This is a genomic window from Colwellia sp. MB02u-10 (assembly GCF_014077185.1).
Taxonomy (GTDB): Bacteria; Pseudomonadota; Gammaproteobacteria; order Enterobacterales; family Alteromonadaceae; genus Cognaticolwellia.
On sequence record NZ_JACGVK010000135.1, the window covers coordinates 76,940 to 97,271 of the forward strand.

Below are 20,332 nucleotides of genomic sequence, written 5' to 3' on the forward strand. Positions count from 1 at the left end.
CGATTTTTAGGGGGAATTCATAATAAACGAGTTATTCTACAAGCTCGTTATGTTTTTCGTTCAGTATGGAGATTGCGGATAATCAATGAGTAATTATTGTTATGACCCTGTTGTTACAGGTGTAATCATAGGAATAGGTGCATTAGTCCTTTGGTATTTTTCATGTCTAGCTATAGAGCAAAAATTAATTCCTTCAAGTTTTGATCATATCACTCTTATGCGGTGCTTTTGCGGCATTCAGATTTAATGCAAAACTAGAAGATAAAAAGCTATCTCGTGAAAATGAAATATTAGTTGATGAAAAAGTAGCAATCCTGAATAAAGCATTACTCAATATTGCTCTCCAACTAAATGTAATTGGAAACATAAAACGTTTGTTGAATCGTTATAATAATATTGATGAACAAGCTTTCAAAATGCCAGCCGAAAAGAACTTCAATGAGAAAGTTTTTGTTGATATAAATGAAATAGCCTTAATTTTAATTAATGATCCAATGCTCCTAATGGAAATATCAGTAGAACAAGATGGTTTTATACAAACTATTGAATCTCTTAAAGTTAGACACGAACATTACATTAACGAATTACAGCCAAATATGAACAAACAAGGATTACTTGATCGCAAGAGTAATACGGATGAATATGAAGAATTATTACCTTACCATGTATTCAAAGGAGCTTATGATTCGGTTAAGGTTTTAATACACAACGTTCAAGAGAGTGAAAAAGGCTTAGAAGGTAAGTTTGATAAACTTAGGGTTTCATGTAAAAAATACTTTCCTCAACACCAATTTATGGAATTAGAAAAACATAACAAGAACTTCAAACGGAATAAAGCAGTTGGTTAGGTTCCGCTTTTCTACACATTTTAACCAACTATTTTTGTCCGATTAAGTGGGCGTTGGTAAATAATTAAACTTGGCAAAATAAAATGAAAAATTGGCAAATATCTACATCTAAAACAGTTAAAGAAAAAATTACAAATGCTATGAAAAATGAAGTTAGTAAAATTGCATGTGATTTAATCGATAAAACTTTAAAGCCTAAACACATAAAACCAGAGCTAAATAACCCAAGTTTCAATAAACTTGTAGATATATTTATTAAATGGCGGGGAAGCTCACTGTATTTTTATGCTAAATATAAAAGCTATGGGGAAGATGCTATTTCACCAATTTTTGAAACAAAATTTGCGAGGTTAGTATATGCGGGGGAGGATAAGTTTAACCTCTCTTATATGCGGCACAATGAGCAATGGCTTAATTTACATTCGAATTTCACTGGGCTGGAATGTTGCAATGCTATTGAATACGAACCATATTTCGTAGTGTAATTTTCCTATAAGCTGTTAAAACAGGACAAAATTCTTTTGTTCCTATATCCCGCTGTAGACGATTTATTTGATATAGGCAATGCATTTGGCACCCCTATTTTTAGGGGGAAATTCATAATAAACGAGTTATTCTACAAGCTCGTTATGTACACATGGAGTTTGTATGTTCTCGAAAGTTTCAGTAAAAATAAGCATAATATCACTCTCACTTTTTTTGGGATCTTGTTCCACAACTAAGCCAACGAATGTTGTGTGTGATTTTGTTGATGGCGCATCTGATAATGCAACCGAAAGACATGAGAATAAAAACAAGAGTGACATTCACGGAAACAAAATTAAGAACAACCAGAATTCAGATATTCTTGAAGGTATTTTAAATATTTTTGGGGGCATGTTTACTAGAAGCTTAAACAATGACTCAAGTGATAAGTGTACATAACAGAAATTTAATAGGACTAAAAATAGCGGGCGTTATGTAGCTTGGAGATAGGGCTGGACAATTCAGCCCTAATGTTATTCAGCTAGTTTTTACAGCCGTTTTTATCACACGTAATTTTACTATGCGTGTCAGCCCAGTGAGATGGGTTTTCTGTGGTGCTAAATCCGCATCCAGTAGAACCGCCTTTTTTCCCTTGATGTATGACGCTAGGTCCGTGGGAGTGTTTTACTGCCATAATTCATGTTCCCTATGTTAATTTATGTTAAACCTTAATCACAAGTGACTGATTTAAAGATTAATAAATAGCATGTAAAAAATTATTTGTCAATAAAGGTGTTGGCTGAAATTAGTTGCTGAAATCGCTGCATAACGAGTCATTCAAAAGGACAAGAAACAGTTGGTTTTTACTCCTTCGTCGCTAATTTTAGCCAATTAAATTAGGGCCGTTAGAGAAATAAGGAAGTTTAGTGGCAAATTACAGGTCAGTTCTCATTAAAAGAAGTTTTCACACCCGCAAAAGCAGACAGAATTAGTTTTATTAACCGAGATAAAATAAACATAAGAGTCGTTCGAGCTTTAGAAACCCTAGGTATTCAAGTTGCTGTTTATGGTCACACTGGGAGTGGTAAAACAACTTTAAGGGAATGTGGAGTGGGTGTCCTCTAATGTCTAATAAGCTGTAATAACTCAAAATCAAAGTCTTGTGCTTATTTCTAGTTATTACTATAATCAGTACCATATTAAGTACAACTAAAGGTATCACCATGAGTAGAATTCATTTTGACCAAGATATTCAACCCTTATCAGATTTTAGAGCTGGAGCGGCTTCATTTATACGACAAATTAATGAAACAAGACGACCAATTGTTATCACCCAAAGAGGAAAGGGTGTTGCTGTGGTTATTGATGTCTCAGAATATGAAGCGATGCAGGAAAAAATTGAGTTACTTGAAGAAGTACAAAAAGCAGAAGCTCAACTTTCTGCAGGATTAGGTATTTCTAATTCCGATGCCCGCGCAAAAATATTGCAGAGTATTAAGTCTTGATAGTAGTTTGGTCTCCATTAGCATTAGAAACGTTAGAAGCAACAGCAAAGTTTATTGCTCTTGATAAACCATCCGCTGCAGATAAATGGGTAAATGATGTTTTTGATCGTACGGATTTACTTGGTTCTCAACCTGAATTGGGTCGAGAAGTACCAGAGTTGTTAGGTTCAAATTATCGTGAAGTAATATTTGGTAGTTATCGTATTATCTATAAAATTGATATTGAGATTAAAATACTAACTTTACGTAATAGTCGTCAGTTGCTTGGTTTGGATAATGTTTAGCTATAACAAACGCTTAAGCGGTATTTATGTGTAAATCAAAGGTTGTAGCATGCTAAAAATATTTTTTAAAAAAATGCAGGGAGGAGGCTTAAGTCCTGCACGAAAGCCTTTTACTAAAATATTATGGTCTTGGCTCGGAGCCTTTATAGGAATATATTTGGTTTCAATCGTAAGTGAATTGTCACAAGTCAATGTGCTAAATAGTTTATTTTTAGTCGGATCTTTTGGAGCTTCTGCTGTATTAATTTATGGTGCTCCAGATGCTGATTTTTCTCAACCAAGGAATTTACTAGGAGGCCACATTATATCTGCATTTATTGGCGTATCCATATTTAAGTTTTTCCCCTTGGATGTCACTATACTTGGGGCATTAGCTGTTTCTTTTTCTATTGTTGCTATGCATTTTACTAGAACACTGCATCCTCCTGGAGGTGCAACGGCTCTTATAGCTGTTATTGGTAGCTCAGAATTGCATAATACGGGTTATATGTTTGTAGTAACACCAATTGCTACAGGAGCAATAATATTATTAATAATTGCTTTGTTTATAAATAATTTGTCAAATAACACAAAGCGGCATTACCCTAAGTATTGGCTTTAAATACACATAACAAACTGTTAAACAAGGACAAAATACAGTTGGCTTTTGCTCCTTCGTCGCTATTTTAGCCAACCACGATTGCCTGTTAACAGGGCGTTGGTAATTAGGGAAAGTGATGCACTCTGAGAGTCAAAATTATGCTAATTGGTTAAAGATGCTCGGTGGGCTATTTGGCTTTTTGTTATTGTTAATTTTTTTGTATTAGTCTTCTTTATAGCTGACGGCATTTTCAACGAATTCGTATTTGTCCTTTTATTCATTTACTAGAAAATAAACTTTATGAGGTTTATGAGAAACATACTCAAACAAACTGCATGAATGGTTGCTAGGACTGACATCATTCATCTCGAAAGTTATTAAGTTATAACAACATTAGTATAGGTACATCAAAATGTTTTTAGCTGGTAAGTTTATAGGTAGTGGGTATGGTTGGTAAGTTAACTGTAAATAAAAAAACCCTCAATTGAGGGTTTTTTTAGTTTTGCATGATACTAACTTAGAAAGCCGCGTTATTAGGCGTTCTTGGGAAAGGGATCACGTCACGCACGTTTTGCATGCCAGTTGCATAAACTACCAAGCGTTCAAAGCCTAAACCAAAGCCTGAATGTGGCACTGTGCCGTAACGACGTAAATCACGATACCAGCTGTAATCTGCTGGATCTAAATTCATTTCCGCTAAGCGTTTATCTAACACATCTAAACGTTCTTCACGTTGGCTACCACCAATGATTTCGCCAATACCGGGTGCTAAAATATCCATAGCCGCAACGGTTTTGCCATCGTCATTTAAACGCATGTAGAATGACTTAATGTCTTTCGGATAGTTTTGTAACACTACCGGACCATTAAAATGCTCTTCAGCTAAATAACGTTCGTGCTCTGAGTTTAAATCAACGCCCCAAGCCACTTTGTTTTCAAACTTTTTACCACAGTTTTCCAAAATGGTAATCGCGTCAGTGTAATCTAAACGCACAAAGTCGTTGTTGATCACTGAGTTTAAACGCTCTACTACCGTTTTATCGACACGTTGTTCAAAGAAAGCCATATCGTCTGCGCGTTCATCAAGCACGGCTTGAAAAACATACTTCAACATTTCTTCAGCAAGATCAGCCGCATCAGAAAGATCGGCGAAAGCAATTTCGGGCTCGATCATCCAAAATTCAGCTAAATGGCGAGTCGTATTTGAATTTTCAGCACGGAATGTTGGGCCAAAGGTATACACTTTAGACAGCGCACAACAATAAGTTTCAACATTTAACTGACCTGAAACGGTTAGGAAAGTTTCTTTACCAAAAAAGTCTTGGTTGTAATCCACTTTGCCTTCATCATTTAACGGTAAGTTTTCCATATCAAGCGTACTAACACGGAACATTTCACCCGCGCCTTCACAGTCACTACCAGTAATTAATGGTGTGCTGATCCAAAAGTAACCTTTGCTATGTAAAAAACGATGTACTGCTTGTGCCAAGGTATTGCGCACACGTGCTACTGCGCCACCTATATTAGTACGTGGACGTAAATGTGCTTGTTCGCGTAAAAACTCGATACTATGGCGCTTTGCTGCCATTGGGTAGGTATCAGGGTCTTCAACAAGGCCTAACACTTCTACCTGTTCTGCTTGTAGCTCAAACGACTGACCTTTACCTGGAGATTCAACTAAAATACCGGTAACTTTTACTGCAGCACCTGTAGTAAGTTTTAATATATCAGTCTGATAATTATCCAAATTGCTCGGAGCAATTGCTTGAATAGCGTCAAAACATGAACCATCATGTACCGCTAAAAATGAAATACCTGCTTTTGAATCACGACGTGTGCGGATCCAACCATGGATAGTAATTGATTCATTAACAGGATATTTTCCTGCCAAGATATCAGTAATGGCAATGACTGACATTTACAAACCTCTTTTTTGTCAAAAATGTACTCAAATTTTAAGGGGTGCTATGTTACCTTGCTTGTAAGGTTTAACAAGTAAAAATTTTTAAATCGGGTCTTTATAAAAAAATAATTTAAAATTAGGGATGAAAAGCGGTATGAAGTATCAAATATCGGGGAAAGAGCGCAGGAATGCGGCTGATTTATGGACTTATGCGTTAAGAGTATTGGCTATCCTTGGTTGGAGCTTGTTTGTTTGCGCTATCATTGTTTCTTATTATGCGGCACCTGATGTCGACTATGGCATTTTGCGTTACCATAATATTGAAATTAGAAAGCTTTGGCTTACACCACTGACCGGTTATTTATACATTGTTTTATTGCTAAGTGCCTTAAGTAGTTATCTTTGTTTAATCATTGATCATTACCGTAGTCGGCGTAAAAACGATGGTAAGTATTTTAATATTTTATTATTACTTGTGATTACCATCGCCTGGGTCAGCTTTATATTGCTACAACTTTATTAAGTCGCCAACCTTATTTTATAGCGCAGCGCTAACAAGGGGGTTAGTTGCGCTTAAAACACTTATCTTCATCTAATACAATACTAATGGCATTGATCAGTAAACTGAGTTGTGTTTTATCACTAATAAATGGCGGCATAATATAGATAAGTTGTCCAAAGGGACGTATCCATACGCCCAACTCAACAAAGCGCTTTTGAATCTCGGCCATGTCAACATGCTCAGTGCTTTGAACTACCCCTATAGCGCCTAACACTCTTATATCCTGAACCCTGTGATGATTTTTTAAAGGCAATAATTTTTGCTTAAAAACCTGCTCAATATCAGCTACTTGTTGTTGCCACTGATTACGTTTCAATATTTTAAGGTTGGCGTTAGCAAGGGCACAAGCTAGCGGGTTACCCATAAAGGTAGGTCCGTGCATAAAGCAGCCCGCTTCACCATGACTAATAGTATTAGCCACTTCATCAGTGCATAAGGTGGCTGCCAGTGTCATGTAGCCACCGGTGAGGGTTTTACCTAGACAAATAATATCAGGACTAATATCGGCCCATTCACACGCAAATAACTTGCCAGTTCGGCCTAAGCCTGTAGCAATTTCATCAGCAATCATTAAAACATTATATTGATCACAAAGTTTACGGCAGGTTTTTAAATAGTTTGGATGATATAAACGCATGCCACCCGCACCTTGGACTATTGGCTCGATAATAAAGGCCGCTATTTGCTGATGATGTTGTGCAAACATGGCAGTTAACGCTTCAACGTCGGTAGCATCCCATGCTTGATCAAAGCGAGTTTTTGGCGCGGGAGCAAATAAATTCTTCATTAACACAGGTTCAAACAACTGGTGCATGCCATTAACGGGGTCGCATACTGACATAGCAGCAAAGGTATCACCGTGATAACCATTTCTAACGGTAAGTATTTTATGCTTTTCAGGCTTATTTTTACTGTGCCAATACTGTATCGACATTTTTAACGCCACTTCAACTGACACCGAACCACTGTCACTTAAAAACACTTTATTTAAGCCCTCAGGCGTCAGTTCAATGAGTGTTTTGGAAAGTTCAATTGCCGGTTCGTGGGTTAAACCACCAAACATCACATGGGCAAATTTTTCAGTTTGCTTTATTAAGGCCTGATTTAATTCGGGGTGATTATAACCGTGTAGTACTGACCACCACGACGACATACCATCAACAAGTTTCTCACCACTGGCCAAGGTAATATGAACACCCTCGGCAGATTCGACCAGATAAGAAGGTAATGGCTTCGACATAGAAGTATAAGGATGCCAAACGTGGTTTTTATCAAATTCAAGACTTTCTGTTTGTTTAGTGTTCATATGTAAATGTTACTTTGTTAGTTTTGTTGACATATTTGAGTTGATGCATAGACTACCGATTAATATTAATAGATGCAATTGACAAACGAGTGAATAACTATGACACAGCAAACATCAGCGGTAAGTGAAACTAGTGCTAATACCACGGTTAATACCGCGATTAATAACATTAACCAAGGTAGTAGTGAAGTACGCCATAACTGGCAAGTAGACCAAGTTAAAGCACTGTTTGACATGCCATTTAATGATTTGATGTTTAAAGCGCAAGTTATTCATCGCGAAAATTTTAATCCCAATGAAGTACAAGTGAGCACTTTGCTGTCGATTAAAACCGGCGCATGCCCAGAAGATTGTAAATACTGCTCTCAAAGTGCCCGTTATAAAACTGACATTGATAAAGAGCGCTTGATGGAAGTGAGTAAAGTGCTTGAAGCGGCACAAGCGGCGAAAGATCAAGGTTCAACACGCTTTTGTATGGGCGCTGGCTGGCGTAACCCAAAAGCAAGAGATATGCCTTCAGTGGTCGAAATGGTTAAAGGTGTAAAAGCACTGGGACTTGAAACCTGTATGACGCTCGGCATGTTATCTGCTGAGCAAGCCGGTGAGTTACAAGGTGCAGGCTTGGACTACTACAACCATAACTTAGACACATCACCAGAGCATTATAATCAAATTATCACGACACGTACTTTTCAAGACCGTTTAGACACATTATCTAATGTACGCAGTTCAGGCATGAAGGTTTGTAGTGGTGGCATAGTAGGTTTAGGTGAAGAAAGTAAAGACCGGGCGTCATTATTGGCACAATTGGCTAACCTTTCACCGCAACCTGAAAGTGTGCCGATTAATATGTTGGTAAAAATTGAAGGCACGCCGTTATCTGATGTTGAAGACTTAGATCATTTTGAATTTGTGCGCTGTATTGCGGTGGCGCGCATCATGATGCCAAAAAGCCATGTGCGTTTATCCGCAGGGCGCGACGCGATGAATGAACAAATGCAAGCACTGTGCTTTTTAGCGGGCGCAAATTCAATATTCTACGGTTGTAAATTATTAACCACAGGTAATCCTGAAGCCAATAAAGATATGATGTTATTTAACCGCTTAGGTATTAATACTGAAACCATTGCCAGTTCAGCAGCAGACGAAGCAAAAATTACTACCGCTGTGGTTGATCAAAAAAATAGCGATCTATTTTATAACGCGGTTAATTAATATTTATGGCGTTTGATTTCTTAACTACAACTATTGCTGAACAAAAACAGCGCGCACGTTATCGTGTGCGTCAATGTGTTGCTGAGCAAAATGGCCGTTATGTTAAAATTGACCATAAAAGTTACTTAAACTTTTCATCAAATGACTATCTGGGTTTAAATCATCATCCAAAAATTAACCAAGCTTTGCAAGCTGGCGCCGAGCGATTCGGTACTTGTGCGAGTGGCTCAAGTTTAATCACCGGTTACTCTTATGCGCATCAAGCACTAGAAAACGATATTTGTGATTGGCTTAATAAAGCTAAATGTTTGTTGTTTGCCAGTGGATTTACCGCTAATAACGCGCTTATGCACGCCTTGGGTCATAAAAGCTGCGAGCTGTATTTAGATAAACTCAGTCACGCGTCATTAATTGATGGTGCGCTATCAAGTGACGCAAAGGTAAAGCGCTTTTTACATAACGATACTGAGCAACTACAAAGTTTTTTAAGGCAAGGCCAAGCTAAGGCTAAAGATGACGGTAAAGAGTTAAACCAAGTTATTGTCTCAGAAGGTGTTTTTAGTATGGATGGCGATCAGGCTGACGTAACTCATTTAGCGAAAATAGCCCAACAACATAACGCTTTATTATATCTAGACGATGCACATAGTATGGGTGTTGTCGGTGATAAAGGCCAAGGTAGCAGTAGTATCGCAGCCCCTGATATTGTGATGGCAACCTTTGGTAAAAGTATTGCCACGAGCGGCGCTTTTGTTGCTTGTGATGAATTACTGGCTGATTACTTAGTTAACTTTTCTCGGCATTATATTTATTCGACTGCGATATCTCCGGCCTTAGCTTGGGCGACAAAGAAGAGTATTGAAATTATTCAAACGGAACATTGGCGTCGAGAAAAAATTGTCGAATTAAGTCAATTACTCGCCGCAAAATTAAGCCATAAGGTTCAACTTATTAACAATGCCTCATCAATTCACGCCATTGTTATTGGTGATGAAGTGGCCACACTCGATGTTTGTCAAAAACTTCGAGATAAGGGTATTTGGCTCAGTGCTATTCGTCCACCGACGGTTCCAAAAAACAGCTCGAGGTTACGCGTAACCGTAACATCGAGTCATGAAATTAAAGATATCAATTACTTAGCTAATTGTATTAACGAGGTTATCGCATAATGTCTGAAAAGACTAATCGTTTTAAAATAGCGAGATCTTTTGGCTCGGCCACGACTTCTTATGATGTTTCAGCACGTTTACAACGTTATTGTGGCCAGCATTTAATGCCATGGTTACCTAATAGTCATGATATAACCGTCTTAGATTTGGGCGCAGGCACAGGTTTTTTTACTGAGCTGCTATCAAGTCGTTACCGACAAGTGATTGGTTTAGATGTATCGAAAAAAATGCTGCACTTTGCCAAAGATAATCGCAATAAGCGTATTCATTGGCTTGAAGCCGACGCTTATAAAATACCCTTGCAAGATAACAGCATTGATTTTGTCTATTCAAACCTCATGATTCAATGGTGTGATCCGCTAGACCCAGTATTAAATGAAATAATACGGGTGTTAAAACCGGGTGGTTCGTTTGCTTTTAGTACGCTAGTTGACGGGACTTTATTTGAATTAAAGTCTGCTTGGGCGCAGGTTGACAATGACCAACACGTAATTGATTTTAAAATAGAAAGTGAAATTATAGCGTTATTAGATGGCGCGGATCGAAAGTTATTGCACGCTAAGCAGCAGGATATTGTTTTAGCGTATGAAAATGTTTTACATTTAGCCCATGAGTTGAAAAGCCTTGGCGCTAATCATCTGCCTAAAAAGCAGGGCAAAGGACTTGCGGGTAAAGATAAATGGCAAAAAATGATCCAAAACTATCAAGAAATTTTGCAACCCAGTGGGATATATCCTGCTACTTATAAAGTTTTATCTGGGCTAGTGGTTAAATTAAAAGACTAAGCCTTGTCTCTGATCTTTTTGTCTTATTAAGCCTAAGAACCTGATAAACAGCCCATCATAAAAACAATGATTGAATTTTAAGAGTGACCTATTATGTTAAAGTTATTTGTTACCGCCACCGATACAGACGCAGGTAAAACCTACGTAGCCCAAGCGCTTGTACATGCCTTAGTGGCCAATAATAAAAAAGTGGCGGTCTATAAACCTATTTCCGCGGGTTGCGAGCGCATTAATCATCAGTTAGTGAATAACGATGCTTTGTTATTGTTAAAACAGTCTAATTGCCAACAAATTATTTCACAGGTTAATCCGATTGCTTTTGAACTACCTATTGCACCACATATAGCCGCAGCCCAGGTGCAACAAGCCATTCGCTTAACAGATATTCAACGTGGCTATGAAAAAATTACCGCATTAGCTGCTGATGTTGTTATTTGTGAAGGTGCGGGTGGCTGGCGTTTACCGCTAGGGCAAGGGCAATATTTATCAGCGTTCGTACAAGCAAGTTGTCAAGATGTTGTACTTGTGGTGAATATGAAACTAGGCTGCTTAAACCATGCGGTATTAACTTATCAGTCAATTGTAGCTGATGGCCTAAACTGTGTAGGCTGGATAGCTAACTGTCCAGAAAGTATGCCTTATTTAGCGGAAAATATTAGTGAGTTGACTACACTACTACCCATACCTAAATTGGCAGAGTTACCTTTTGAATTAGATATAACTAAAGCAGCGCAGCGAATAGATATTAGGTTATTAACCTCATTGATTTAACGTCTGTCTGTTCATTTTTATAAGTAGTAAACATTGGCTAACCCACTAAGAAAATTTAATTTTTTATTGATGTTTTATGATTGTAGATAATTTTTGATATTAACTCACATTATAATCACCAACACCACAAAGTGGTCGGTTCTTGTTATTCAAGAACCGACCAAGCAAGGCACAAAATTACAGGTATTATTAACGACGATTTTTTTTAACCTATACTTTAATGCTCGTAACTTAATTATTGAGTTATAACGTTAGATGATAAAAAAGGAAAATATTAGATGAAATACACAATACTTATAATAATATCCTTGTTGTCTGTTAATTTTGCGGTATTAGCAGAGTCAAGCGAAACCAAAATCAATCGGGCCATGGCCGCTGCACCGCCGTCTATAAGTCAACAAGCGACTATCCTTGATTCAGACGGAAAAGTTTTACAAAAAGGTACTAACGATTGGACTTGTATGCCTGACACTATGCCAGGAGATAAAGCACCTATGTGTAATGATGCCCTTTGGATGGAAATGATGAGTGCGGTTGGTTCTAAAGCTGATTTTAAGGCGAAAGGAATTGGCATTTCATACATGTTAAAAGGTGATATTGGTTCGGGAGTGAGTAATGCGACGCCGTATCATCCTGATCATAAGAAGGCTCATGATTATACAGAAACTGGTCCCCACTTAATGATCATTGTTCCCAAAGAAATGCTAAAAGGAATAACTCGAGATCCTCAATCAGGAGGACCATTTGTTATGTGGGGAGATACTCCATATGCTCATATTATGGTGCCGATAAAATAACTTGGTATTTAAATAAGCTCCATTCTGCCTGCTTGAAATAAAGAATTAAGCAGTATTTGGCAAATAACTATTCTAATACCAATTTGATAGCTAGTAGGTAAGTCATACCATATCTTTGACTTTCCTACTTTCCTACCGTTACAAGGGTATCTAATTTGATTTTATCAATTTTTTCGCATGCATTCTTGCAGGTGCTTTCACTTTGGCCCTTTCTGTTAGTGTAGTTGATCCTGATGTCTATGATCCTGCATCGATTACGGATTTAAGCAATCAACCAAATAGTGATATTATTAATATTAAGTCTGTGTCGCATTTTACGGACACTAATTGAAATCATATACTAAACATAACGTTGTATGTTATTAAAATAGCATAAGGTTAAGTTATATAAACTTGAAATGAAGAGGATAAAAAATGTTATCGATTAAAAATTTAACCTGTCTAATTCTTTGCTTTACCTTAGTGGCGTGCGCGTCCATGGGGACAGGTAGTAAAATGGAAAAGCAGCAAGAGATACTTACCATGAAAGATAATGTCTTAACCCAGCTTTTTGCTAATAAACCCGACACTCGCGCACAAATAAACGCGGCTCCAGGTTACGCGGTATTTTCTAATGCCAATGTGAATTTGATACTGATCGCAGCAGGTACAGGTTATGGCGTCGTAAAAGATATGAACACAAGTAAATATATTTATATGAATATGGCTGAAGGAGGCGTTGGCTTAGGACTTGGTGTTAAGGACTACCGTATCGTAATGGTTTTTCATACCAATGAAGCAATGAACAACTTTGTTAATAAAGGTTGGACCTTTGGTGGTAATGCAGATGCGGCCGCAAAAGCAGGTAATAAGGGTGCATCAGTTGAAGGTGAAATATATTATGGTGACGTTACCGTATACACTTTCACCGAAAATGGTTTAGCACTACAAGCTACGATTAAAGGAACTAAGTTCTGGAAGGATAGTGAGCTAAATTAAAATTATTTAGTGCATTCGCTAGTATATTTTTTTGCCCCTATAACAAAAACGGTTACAGGGGCATTTTTTTGAATACAAAGGGACCTTTGAATATGATTTTGCTTTATCTGTTATAAGTACCGGCAGTTAAAAATTTCTTTTAAAATCAATCTGCAAAGTAAAAACTGTCCGTACGTGCTAATAAGCAGAAAATTTACCTTGGATTAAAATTCAGTCATAAATAAATTAATTTTGTCATCTTTTTTTTGCCCCACGTAGCTGTTAAACCTACTAGGCTGGCATGGTCTGACTGATTCAACTACCTCAGTTAAGTAATCATTTATAATACTCTAATTAATCATTAAAATTTATTTGGACTTTTATAACCTAGGATAACCCAGATAAGAATGCAGTCAGAGGCTGTCGTACTAGATTATTGTTTAACTCAGCACATCCTGCTGTGTTTGGTAACGTGTTTCATGGTTTTGCCAACGAAGGCGTTCCTGCTTTAAACTATTAAATAAAATTTCAGCAATGACATTATTCCAACATCAAATTTTTTACTTATTGCTATCCATAAACCCATGAGATTTGAGCAATCAACAATGTTTGTGGTTAACATATTACTCCCTCAGCTAAGTTAACTATCTGTGTTTCTTTGTCTTGTAGTTGCTAAATAGTCACTGTTAACGCATCAAAAAAATTGCACTTTCATTCTATATCCCATGACCTATGCTTCAGTCCACAACCGTAACTATAAAGAAAACTTAAGGGTTAATAAGAGAACCTTCATATTCAGGAATTTCGCTCGTGTTGGCAATCAGGATGTAATTGCGTCATGGGTTTTACCGTTACTTAGCCCTCATAAATTGGCCAAGAACATATAGCATACAAAGCTAAAACACCCATGTTGATACCAATGGAAAGAATTTTGGCAGCAATCACAAGTGAGTGAATTATTTTTCTTACTAGGAGCGGTTGATTAATTATTGCTTAGACTGATTGCATTGGAAAGAAGTGAGCATAAGTTTTTGGCAACGCTATACTGAAATTTAAACTTGGTTATGGTTAAAAACCAATAAAAAAATTAAATAAGTTAATGGTGATTCAGCCTAAGAGAAGTAACGCAATATCAGTTAAAAGCAACACCACTTAAAACAATAAACGAACTTTGACGTAGAAATAGTAAATTATCACAAAGTTTCAGGACGTTAATTATCTATTAATAACTACTGCTATTAATAGATAACAATGTGAGGAAAGAAGGAAGTAGTAAAGCTTTAAGATTGTTCACTATCGTTAATTGAATAATAACCTTAAGCAGACTCTAAATTTGGTATGAAAAAATTTAATACTACAACAATGAAAAAAGGACGAACTCATGAAAACAGTAATTAAAGCAATAGTTATAGCAAGTGTATTGGCTTCACCGGTATTTGCCTTTGATAATCATAAAGCTGAAATGAAAGATGAAGGTAAGATGATGGGCAGCATGATGGGAATGATGAGTCATGAGCAAATGATGAAAATGCATCAAAATATGCAAGAGATGCAATCATTGATGGAAAAGATTAAAAAAGAAACGGATCCAAATAAACATCTAGAATTGATGGAGCAACATATGGAAATGATGAAACAGCACATGGAGATGATGCCAAAAGACATGCATATGATGAACGGCAAAGGTGACATGATGGGAGACAAAGGCGGCATGGCACAAATGAACAAGAGTAAAGAAATGAGTATGGAAAAACGTATGGGCATGATGGAAAATCACATGAACATGATGCAAATGATGATGGAGCAAATGATGAATCATAATGCAGAGGAAGATAAATCACATGAATACGATGATAATGATGATGGAAAATAGTGCAGAGGAGACAGGAACTGGGTAAACATAAACGTTAGTATACCTTCCTTTATTCATAGGAACTTGCTGATTTAGTGGTAGAAATATCATTCTATAGCTTTATTTTTCAAGTTCCTAGCTGTCTCAAACACCTGAAGTTAGCCGCTTCAAGTGCTAAGAAATATAACCAATGCAAAATAATTTATAATCAGAGTATAACCATTAAAATTTACTTGAGCCTACCAAGTGAACACATACAAAACGTATTCAAATGTATGCTTCATTGCTTAGAGCATTATGGGAATGAACATGACGGGTATTGGATTACCTATATAGATATGAAAATCTATTGGCAACAGTGATTCAAGGTTTTGTCGATAAGTCTAGTGCTGGTTTGTTAAGAATTTAGTGCTTAGAATCTTTAGAAAGACAATATATTACGACAAATAACCACTGTGGCGACCGCTTTGTAGTGGCAAAATTAATTATGCCACTACAGCGAAAATCACTGCTAGCTTCAACTTAGTAAGCTTTATTTGAAGATCACATATATGACATACATCACTTATATCTAGTTTATAATTTATAAAAGATAATCTAAGTTATCTTCAGTGGTGATAACAGTTTTTTTACCTGCCTTAAATAAAAACCCATTAGCTGTAGTTGCTGAGCCTTTTGTATCAGATAAGCCCGACACTAACTTAATGGTATTTTGCTTAATATCTAACGCGGTTCCTTCGACAATCGCAACAATGGGTGTAGTCGTGTTTAGCACCATAAATTCGGCTAAACGTTGTGCACGAGTTTCGCCATTATGACCCGGAGGGTTATAGTCGGTATAATGTGGATTCAGCTGAAAATCAACAAGTTGCAGAGCATTGAAACTTTCAGGTTCAATAATAGGCATATCATTTGTCGTGCGAATAGAAAGTCCCGCAATATTTGAACCTGCACTCCAGCCTATGTAAGGCGTGCCTTGTGCTACTTTGCTTTGAATGGCTTTAATTAACTTGTTTTGATATAACTGATGCAATAAATTAAAAGTATTGCCACCACCAACCGCTATTGCTGGCGCGGCATTAATTGCGCTGACGGGGTCAGCATACTGATGAATACCGGTTACTTTAATGCCTAGCTCAGTTAATGCATTTTGCACCATTGCCGTGTAGTCATCGTAATTGACTGTCACACCGGCATAAGGAATAAATAATAATTCATTAACACCCATAAGCTTTGCCTTTATTAAGGCCAATGCATGTTTTAAGTAGGTTGTATCACCAACACGAGAGCTACTTAGTAGTAGTAAGTTTGCATTTTCAATAGTCAATTTTTTAGCCTTTTCAATTCATTAAGTGGTATCATATCACTTGATTTATAAGGAGAATTTTAACCATCATTGGTTTTTATACTCAATATAACTCAGCCAGAACAACGACCTCAAACGTTAGTTTGAAGTCGTTTAATTGTGTTTAGTATTAGCTAACTCTGTTAAACATGCCATGGCAATAAAACCAGAGCGTGTTTTGTAATTTGAAGATTTAGCCACCCGATCATCAATTTGTTTTATTAATAGTTCAGGTAAGGTTACATTGATTTTATGGCTTTTCCCCATGTAGGGGACAATGTCAAAATCCAGCATGGCCCAAATAGGTGAGGCGGCAGTAGATAACAACATATGCTCTTCAATAGTTTTTGCCTGTGGCACTTTTTCACCGTATTCAACCAATATGTTTAAGTGTGAAATCATGGCGACATTTAATAATAAAAAGCCCTCGTCAATGGTTGCTGCTTTTACCTGACAACCCGGTAAATCCACAACTGAAAGCAGGTAATTTTTATCATCGTTATTGCGTAAAACCAAGACTGGATATTTCATAGCTTTGTCCTCTATCTTATCTTTACTAAGCATAACCCCAACACCCCCATCTGTAAATGTATAGATAACCCTCAGGGTTACCGTGAATAAGATAGTAGTAACCCTGGTAACTCCTTTCGATCGAAAAAAGACAACTCCAATAACCCTATGATTTAACGGTGTGATTATTCACTTACCTTAATATTGTCTATCAACTGAGATGATTTTTTTATCATGGGTTTTTTCATTATGTTTTTAATAAAATCTGACATTTAAAAAAAAAGTTATTTATAGGGTTATTGGGTGCAAGAATGTAGTGAAATAATTTCAGCAATAATGATTGATTTTACTGCTGAGTTGGTAGTACCGGCCTTTTATGACATTTTATATTTACTGTTACTGTTACTGTTACTGTTACTGGTGCGTTTTTGCTTGAATTAGCACAGGGTAATATCATTATAAGATGATAAAAACTGACTAATAAAGTTGACGATTAAAAGAGCTATAAATGAGTTGGTTGATGGCTTTTGAACCAGAGAATTATCCGAAAAAATTTAGCGTTTAATCGTGGTAGGTAGTGAGAAATTTAGTTTTATATTAAAAGTAATCATATGATGAGATGAAAATTTTTCATTTTGTCAGGTTATTAAGCCAATTACTGACCCAATGAACTCGTTTGCTAGGTGAGATTTTGACCCTGTTTTAATTATGCTGAGTGAGCAACTACCTATATTTTTTAGTAATAGTTTTTAAAACTAAAATGTTCCAAAGCGCGTCTTAAGTGTTTTTTAAGGCCTAGCTCAAGTCATACATCTCGTGTGTTATGCACCATGGCGGGATTACCACATAAATAGAAAAACTCGCTCATTTTTAATGCTTAAAGTTGAGCAATTAAAGCTTAAAATTTATGTTTTTCGACATCATTAAGGTTTATTTCGTAGGCGTTCCTGCCAATACCGAAAAACTCTTCGTCAGTAAAGACAATAACCTCTTCATTAAGAAAGGTTATCGCTTCTTTTTGCGTCACAATACCTAAATCAATGCGATACCTATCTCCAGAGAAAAAATCATCACCTTGCCAATTCTCAAACAGCCAAATGCGTTGTGAGTCGAGCAGTACCAGTTTTTTCTTGCTAGGGCTTAAAGCAGCTGACGTTATCCAACAGAGTTTTTCGGCAATAGTGCAGGTTTTAAATTTACTTATTTTTTCTGCATCATGATTAGCCGCGTAAGCGCCAATTTTATATAAGCTAGTTATACCGTTAAAAGGTACGGTACGGTTTTTGGTAAATAAATAAAGGTACTTTTTATAAAAAACAAAAGCTTCAACATCAAATACCATTTCATCGGCTTTAGGTGGAAAACTGGTATGTTCAGGATAATTAAATTTAATAATTTCTGCCTGCGTCGTTTCACCTTTTATATCGATGGGGTTTTCAATTTTATATATCGTTAACCACTTACGCAGATTATCATTATTTCCAAAGTCGCCTAAAAAGAAATGACCAAAATCGTCTTGAGTCATATCCTCCCAGTCAATATTTTTAGCGTTAGTAATGGTGATTTCTCTATCAATACCACCTGTTTTATTTAGCTGGTATAACTTTGCCTGGTCGCCACCATCATTAATTGCCCACAGTTTATTGTGTTTATCAAACTCAATACCTGATATTTCGTTTAGTTGAGCGTCAATGGTGGCATATTTGTTCTTATATAACTGATAGCTCGTGGTAGCTATGATTATGATAACGGCAATAGCACTTCCGGTAAAAAATCCGGCCAGTGTTTTTTTCATAAATGTAAAACCAATAAAATTTAGCAAGTTAATTAAGCCGAAGCATAGCAGGGAATAAAAAAAATTACTCGTCCATTTGTAGGCAAGGCTTTGAATTGGCAACTCAATATAGTGATGATGTCGATTAATGAAGTGTAATTTTTTATTAATCTAAGGTAAAAAACGGCTAAATTTCATAATAAGTAATATGCTTAAAGTATATCTAAGTTGATATTGTCTTGGAGTATAGATGAAAAAACCACCAATATTCTGCGCTATAGGCATAACCTTTATCTTATTAACTGGCTGCCAGTCAGGTAATACATTACAAAACTATTATCTTGGCGATAGCCAAGCTAGTGAATTTTTAGATGATAAATTTATCGGCTATAAAGATATTTTAATAGAAACTGACACAGAAATATTTGCCTTAAGTGCCGAGATGAAAGTTATGGCAAAAAGTATTAGTTTAGAGCGTAATACCCGCAAAAAAGCGACCAAACTACTTCAGCATTTTTTTAGTCCTGAAGACATAAATTTAGCTTATGAGTCTGGTGCCAATGTTATTGCTGCCCAAGCATTTAAAAACCAAGCGGCTAATTGTTTATCATTAACCATTATGGCTTATGCGATAGCCCAAGAGGCGAAGCTAAGCGTTGCATTTCAACGTGTTGACGTGCCTGAATACTGGGTGCGTAATGGTCGTGTTAATATGCTTACTGGTCATATTAATCTCACTGTTTTGGATGAAAAATCTCCTGATAAAAGGGTACTTTTTCAGCGCACAAGTATTGAAATTGATTTCGACCCTTTTGTAAATAAACAGCCCTTTGAAAAACATAAAATAAATAAAAACACCGTGCTGGCAATGTTTTACAATAATAAAGCCGCTACTGCCATGGTTAATGGTGATTATGTTACGGCTTATGCTTATTTAAAAAAAGCCACCAAAGTCGATCCTCTTTTTTCTTCAGCGTGGGGTAACTTAGGTATTTTATATCGTTTTAATGGTTATCAGCAAAGTGCGATTGACACTTACCGATACGCGATAAGTTTAAACCATAATAATTTAACCACGATGGCTAATTTGAGTATGTTATTACATGCCAACGGGTTGTATGAAGAAGCGAAACATCTAGACAGCTATATTATGCGCAAGCGAGCAAATAATCCTTATTATTATGGCTTACTTGGTGATGAGAGATTTTATCAAGGCGCTTATAAAGAGGCGATAAATCATTATAAAAAGGCGATAAAACTTAATAAAAACATTCATGAATTTTATTTTGGTTTAGCAAAAGTTTACTATATGTTGGATGAGGTAGGAAAGGCGAAAAGCTACATCAAAAAAGCCATGGCAAAAAATCATCTCGCTCAACTCGATAAGCAATACTTAGTGAAGTTAACTATTTTAAATCAAAAAGAGTAAATCTTGATATTAAAATAATAACCTGTGCTTTACTAGGCTTATTTGGATTAGTTGATATTGAAATATAGTAGCCAGTTTACAGTATCTTGCTGACCACCTTTACGTTTGTTTTTTATCATGCAGGTAGCTGAATAAGCACCCTTGTTTTATTATCGCCTTTGCTGTTATCTTTCTGAAAATCAGTTTTGTGGCTCAAAATATATAAATAAGTCGACTGGGCTACTCTGGCTAGTAAAAAACACGTTATAATGCCCCTCAACAAAAAATTAATTTAA

General features: G+C 36.5%; 20 protein-coding genes and 1 pseudogene. 15 read left to right on the forward strand and 6 right to left on the reverse strand.

What is annotated here, in order from left to right; all coding sequences use genetic code 11:
- Nucleotides 1-200 precede the first annotated feature (200 nt).
- From H4J59_RS16100 to H4J59_RS16125, 6 genes are all read left to right on the forward strand, one after another.
- Nucleotides 201-848: a hypothetical protein gene (locus tag H4J59_RS16100; protein ID WP_182241038.1), complete on the forward strand. Its 648-nt coding sequence runs from the start codon at nt 201-203 to the stop codon at nt 846-848.
- Nucleotides 849-931: 83 nt separating this feature from the next.
- Nucleotides 932-1,333 carry a hypothetical protein gene (locus H4J59_RS16105; RefSeq protein ID WP_182241039.1) on the forward strand — a complete coding sequence of 134 codons (402 nt, stop codon included), beginning with the start codon at nt 932-934 and terminating at the stop codon, nt 1,331-1,333.
- Between the two features lie 163 nt (nt 1,334-1,496).
- A complete protein-coding gene (locus H4J59_RS16110; RefSeq protein WP_182241040.1) occupies nt 1,497-1,772 on the forward strand; it encodes a hypothetical protein in 276 nt (91 codons plus the stop codon).
- 764 nt (nt 1,773-2,536) lie between these two features.
- Entirely contained in the window at nt 2,537-2,818 is a 282-nt protein-coding gene (locus tag H4J59_RS16115) for a type II toxin-antitoxin system Phd/YefM family antitoxin (protein ID WP_182241041.1), read from the forward strand.
- Complete coding sequence (locus H4J59_RS16120) at nt 2,815-3,102, forward strand: type II toxin-antitoxin system RelE/ParE family toxin (protein WP_182241042.1); 288 nt, start codon at nt 2,815-2,817, stop codon at nt 3,100-3,102. Before H4J59_RS16115 ends, H4J59_RS16120 begins: the two co-directional genes overlap by 4 nt.
- Before the next feature lie 49 nt (nt 3,103-3,151).
- The gene (locus H4J59_RS16125; protein ID WP_182241043.1) at nt 3,152-3,703 is read left to right on the forward strand and encodes an HPP family protein; all 552 of its coding nucleotides are present in this window, start codon (nt 3,152-3,154) and stop codon (nt 3,701-3,703) included.
- A 496-nt stretch (nt 3,704-4,199) separates the two neighbouring features.
- On the opposite strand, the gene asnS is transcribed toward H4J59_RS16125, so the two are convergent.
- Nucleotides 4,200-5,600: an asparagine--tRNA ligase gene (gene asnS / locus H4J59_RS16130; protein WP_182135719.1), complete on the reverse strand. Its 1,401-nt coding sequence runs from the start codon at nt 5,598-5,600 to the stop codon at nt 4,200-4,202.
- Nucleotides 5,601-5,739: 139 nt separating this feature from the next.
- On the opposite strand from asnS, the gene H4J59_RS16135 reads away from it, so the two are divergent.
- Nucleotides 5,740-6,108, forward strand: coding sequence for a hypothetical protein (locus H4J59_RS16135; RefSeq protein WP_259369572.1), 369 nt, complete (start codon nt 5,740-5,742; stop codon nt 6,106-6,108).
- A 40-nt stretch (nt 6,109-6,148) separates the two neighbouring features.
- Here the strand turns inward: H4J59_RS16135 and bioA are convergent, their stop codons facing one another.
- Entirely contained in the window at nt 6,149-7,453 is a 1,305-nt protein-coding gene (bioA, locus tag H4J59_RS16140) for an adenosylmethionine--8-amino-7-oxononanoate transaminase (protein WP_182241045.1), read from the reverse strand.
- Nucleotides 7,454-7,687: 234 nt separating this feature from the next.
- Between bioA and bioB the strand changes: the two genes are divergently transcribed.
- From bioB to H4J59_RS16170, 6 genes are all read left to right on the forward strand, one after another.
- Nucleotides 7,688-8,668 (forward strand): biotin synthase BioB, encoded by a 981-nt coding sequence (bioB, locus tag H4J59_RS16145; protein ID WP_404852030.1) that lies wholly within the window; start codon nt 7,688-7,690, stop codon nt 8,666-8,668.
- Nucleotides 8,669-8,673: 5 nt separating this feature from the next.
- The gene (locus H4J59_RS16150; RefSeq protein WP_182241047.1) at nt 8,674-9,837 is read left to right on the forward strand and encodes an 8-amino-7-oxononanoate synthase; all 1,164 of its coding nucleotides are present in this window, start codon (nt 8,674-8,676) and stop codon (nt 9,835-9,837) included.
- On the forward strand, nt 9,837-10,622 hold the full coding sequence (bioC, locus tag H4J59_RS16155) for a malonyl-ACP O-methyltransferase BioC (protein ID WP_182241048.1): 786 nt from the start codon (nt 9,837-9,839) through the stop codon (nt 10,620-10,622). Before H4J59_RS16150 ends, bioC begins: the two co-directional genes overlap by 1 nt.
- 93 nt (nt 10,623-10,715) lie before the next feature.
- The gene (gene bioD / locus H4J59_RS16160) at nt 10,716-11,393 is read left to right on the forward strand and encodes a dethiobiotin synthase (RefSeq protein WP_182241049.1); all 678 of its coding nucleotides are present in this window, start codon (nt 10,716-10,718) and stop codon (nt 11,391-11,393) included.
- Between the two features lie 278 nt (nt 11,394-11,671).
- The gene (locus tag H4J59_RS16165) at nt 11,672-12,190 is read left to right on the forward strand and encodes a hypothetical protein (RefSeq protein ID WP_182241050.1); all 519 of its coding nucleotides are present in this window, start codon (nt 11,672-11,674) and stop codon (nt 12,188-12,190) included.
- Between the two features lie 414 nt (nt 12,191-12,604).
- Nucleotides 12,605-13,168: a YSC84-related protein gene (locus H4J59_RS16170; RefSeq protein WP_182183596.1), complete on the forward strand. Its 564-nt coding sequence runs from the start codon at nt 12,605-12,607 to the stop codon at nt 13,166-13,168.
- Nucleotides 13,169-13,593: 425 nt separating this feature from the next.
- On the opposite strand, the pseudogene H4J59_RS19875 reads toward H4J59_RS16170, so the two are convergent.
- Nucleotides 13,594-13,746: pseudogene (locus H4J59_RS19875) on the reverse strand (IS3 family transposase); the annotation flags it as partial.
- Nucleotides 13,747-14,528: 782 nt separating this feature from the next.
- Between H4J59_RS19875 and H4J59_RS16175 the strand changes: the two are divergent.
- Nucleotides 14,529-15,020: a hypothetical protein gene (locus H4J59_RS16175; RefSeq protein ID WP_182197691.1), complete on the forward strand. Its 492-nt coding sequence runs from the start codon at nt 14,529-14,531 to the stop codon at nt 15,018-15,020.
- 562 nt (nt 15,021-15,582) lie between these two features.
- Here H4J59_RS16175 and pepE read toward each other — a convergent pair.
- The 3 genes from pepE to H4J59_RS16190 form a co-directional block, all read right to left on the reverse strand.
- Complete coding sequence (gene pepE / locus H4J59_RS16180; RefSeq protein WP_404852031.1) at nt 15,583-16,320, reverse strand: dipeptidase PepE; 738 nt, start codon at nt 16,318-16,320, stop codon at nt 15,583-15,585.
- Nucleotides 16,321-16,458: 138 nt separating this feature from the next.
- On the reverse strand, nt 16,459-16,875 hold the full coding sequence (locus tag H4J59_RS16185; RefSeq protein ID WP_182134746.1) for a type II toxin-antitoxin system HicB family antitoxin: 417 nt from the start codon (nt 16,873-16,875) through the stop codon (nt 16,459-16,461).
- Between the two features lie 877 nt (nt 16,876-17,752).
- Entirely contained in the window at nt 17,753-18,649 is an 897-nt protein-coding gene (locus H4J59_RS16190; RefSeq protein WP_182197696.1) for a hypothetical protein, read from the reverse strand.
- Nucleotides 18,650-18,878: 229 nt separating this feature from the next.
- Here H4J59_RS16190 and H4J59_RS16195 point away from each other — a divergent pair, with 229 nt between their 5' ends.
- Complete coding sequence (locus H4J59_RS16195) at nt 18,879-20,057, forward strand: tetratricopeptide repeat protein (protein ID WP_182241052.1); 1,179 nt, start codon at nt 18,879-18,881, stop codon at nt 20,055-20,057.
- The last annotated feature ends 275 nt before the right edge of the window (nt 20,058-20,332 follow it).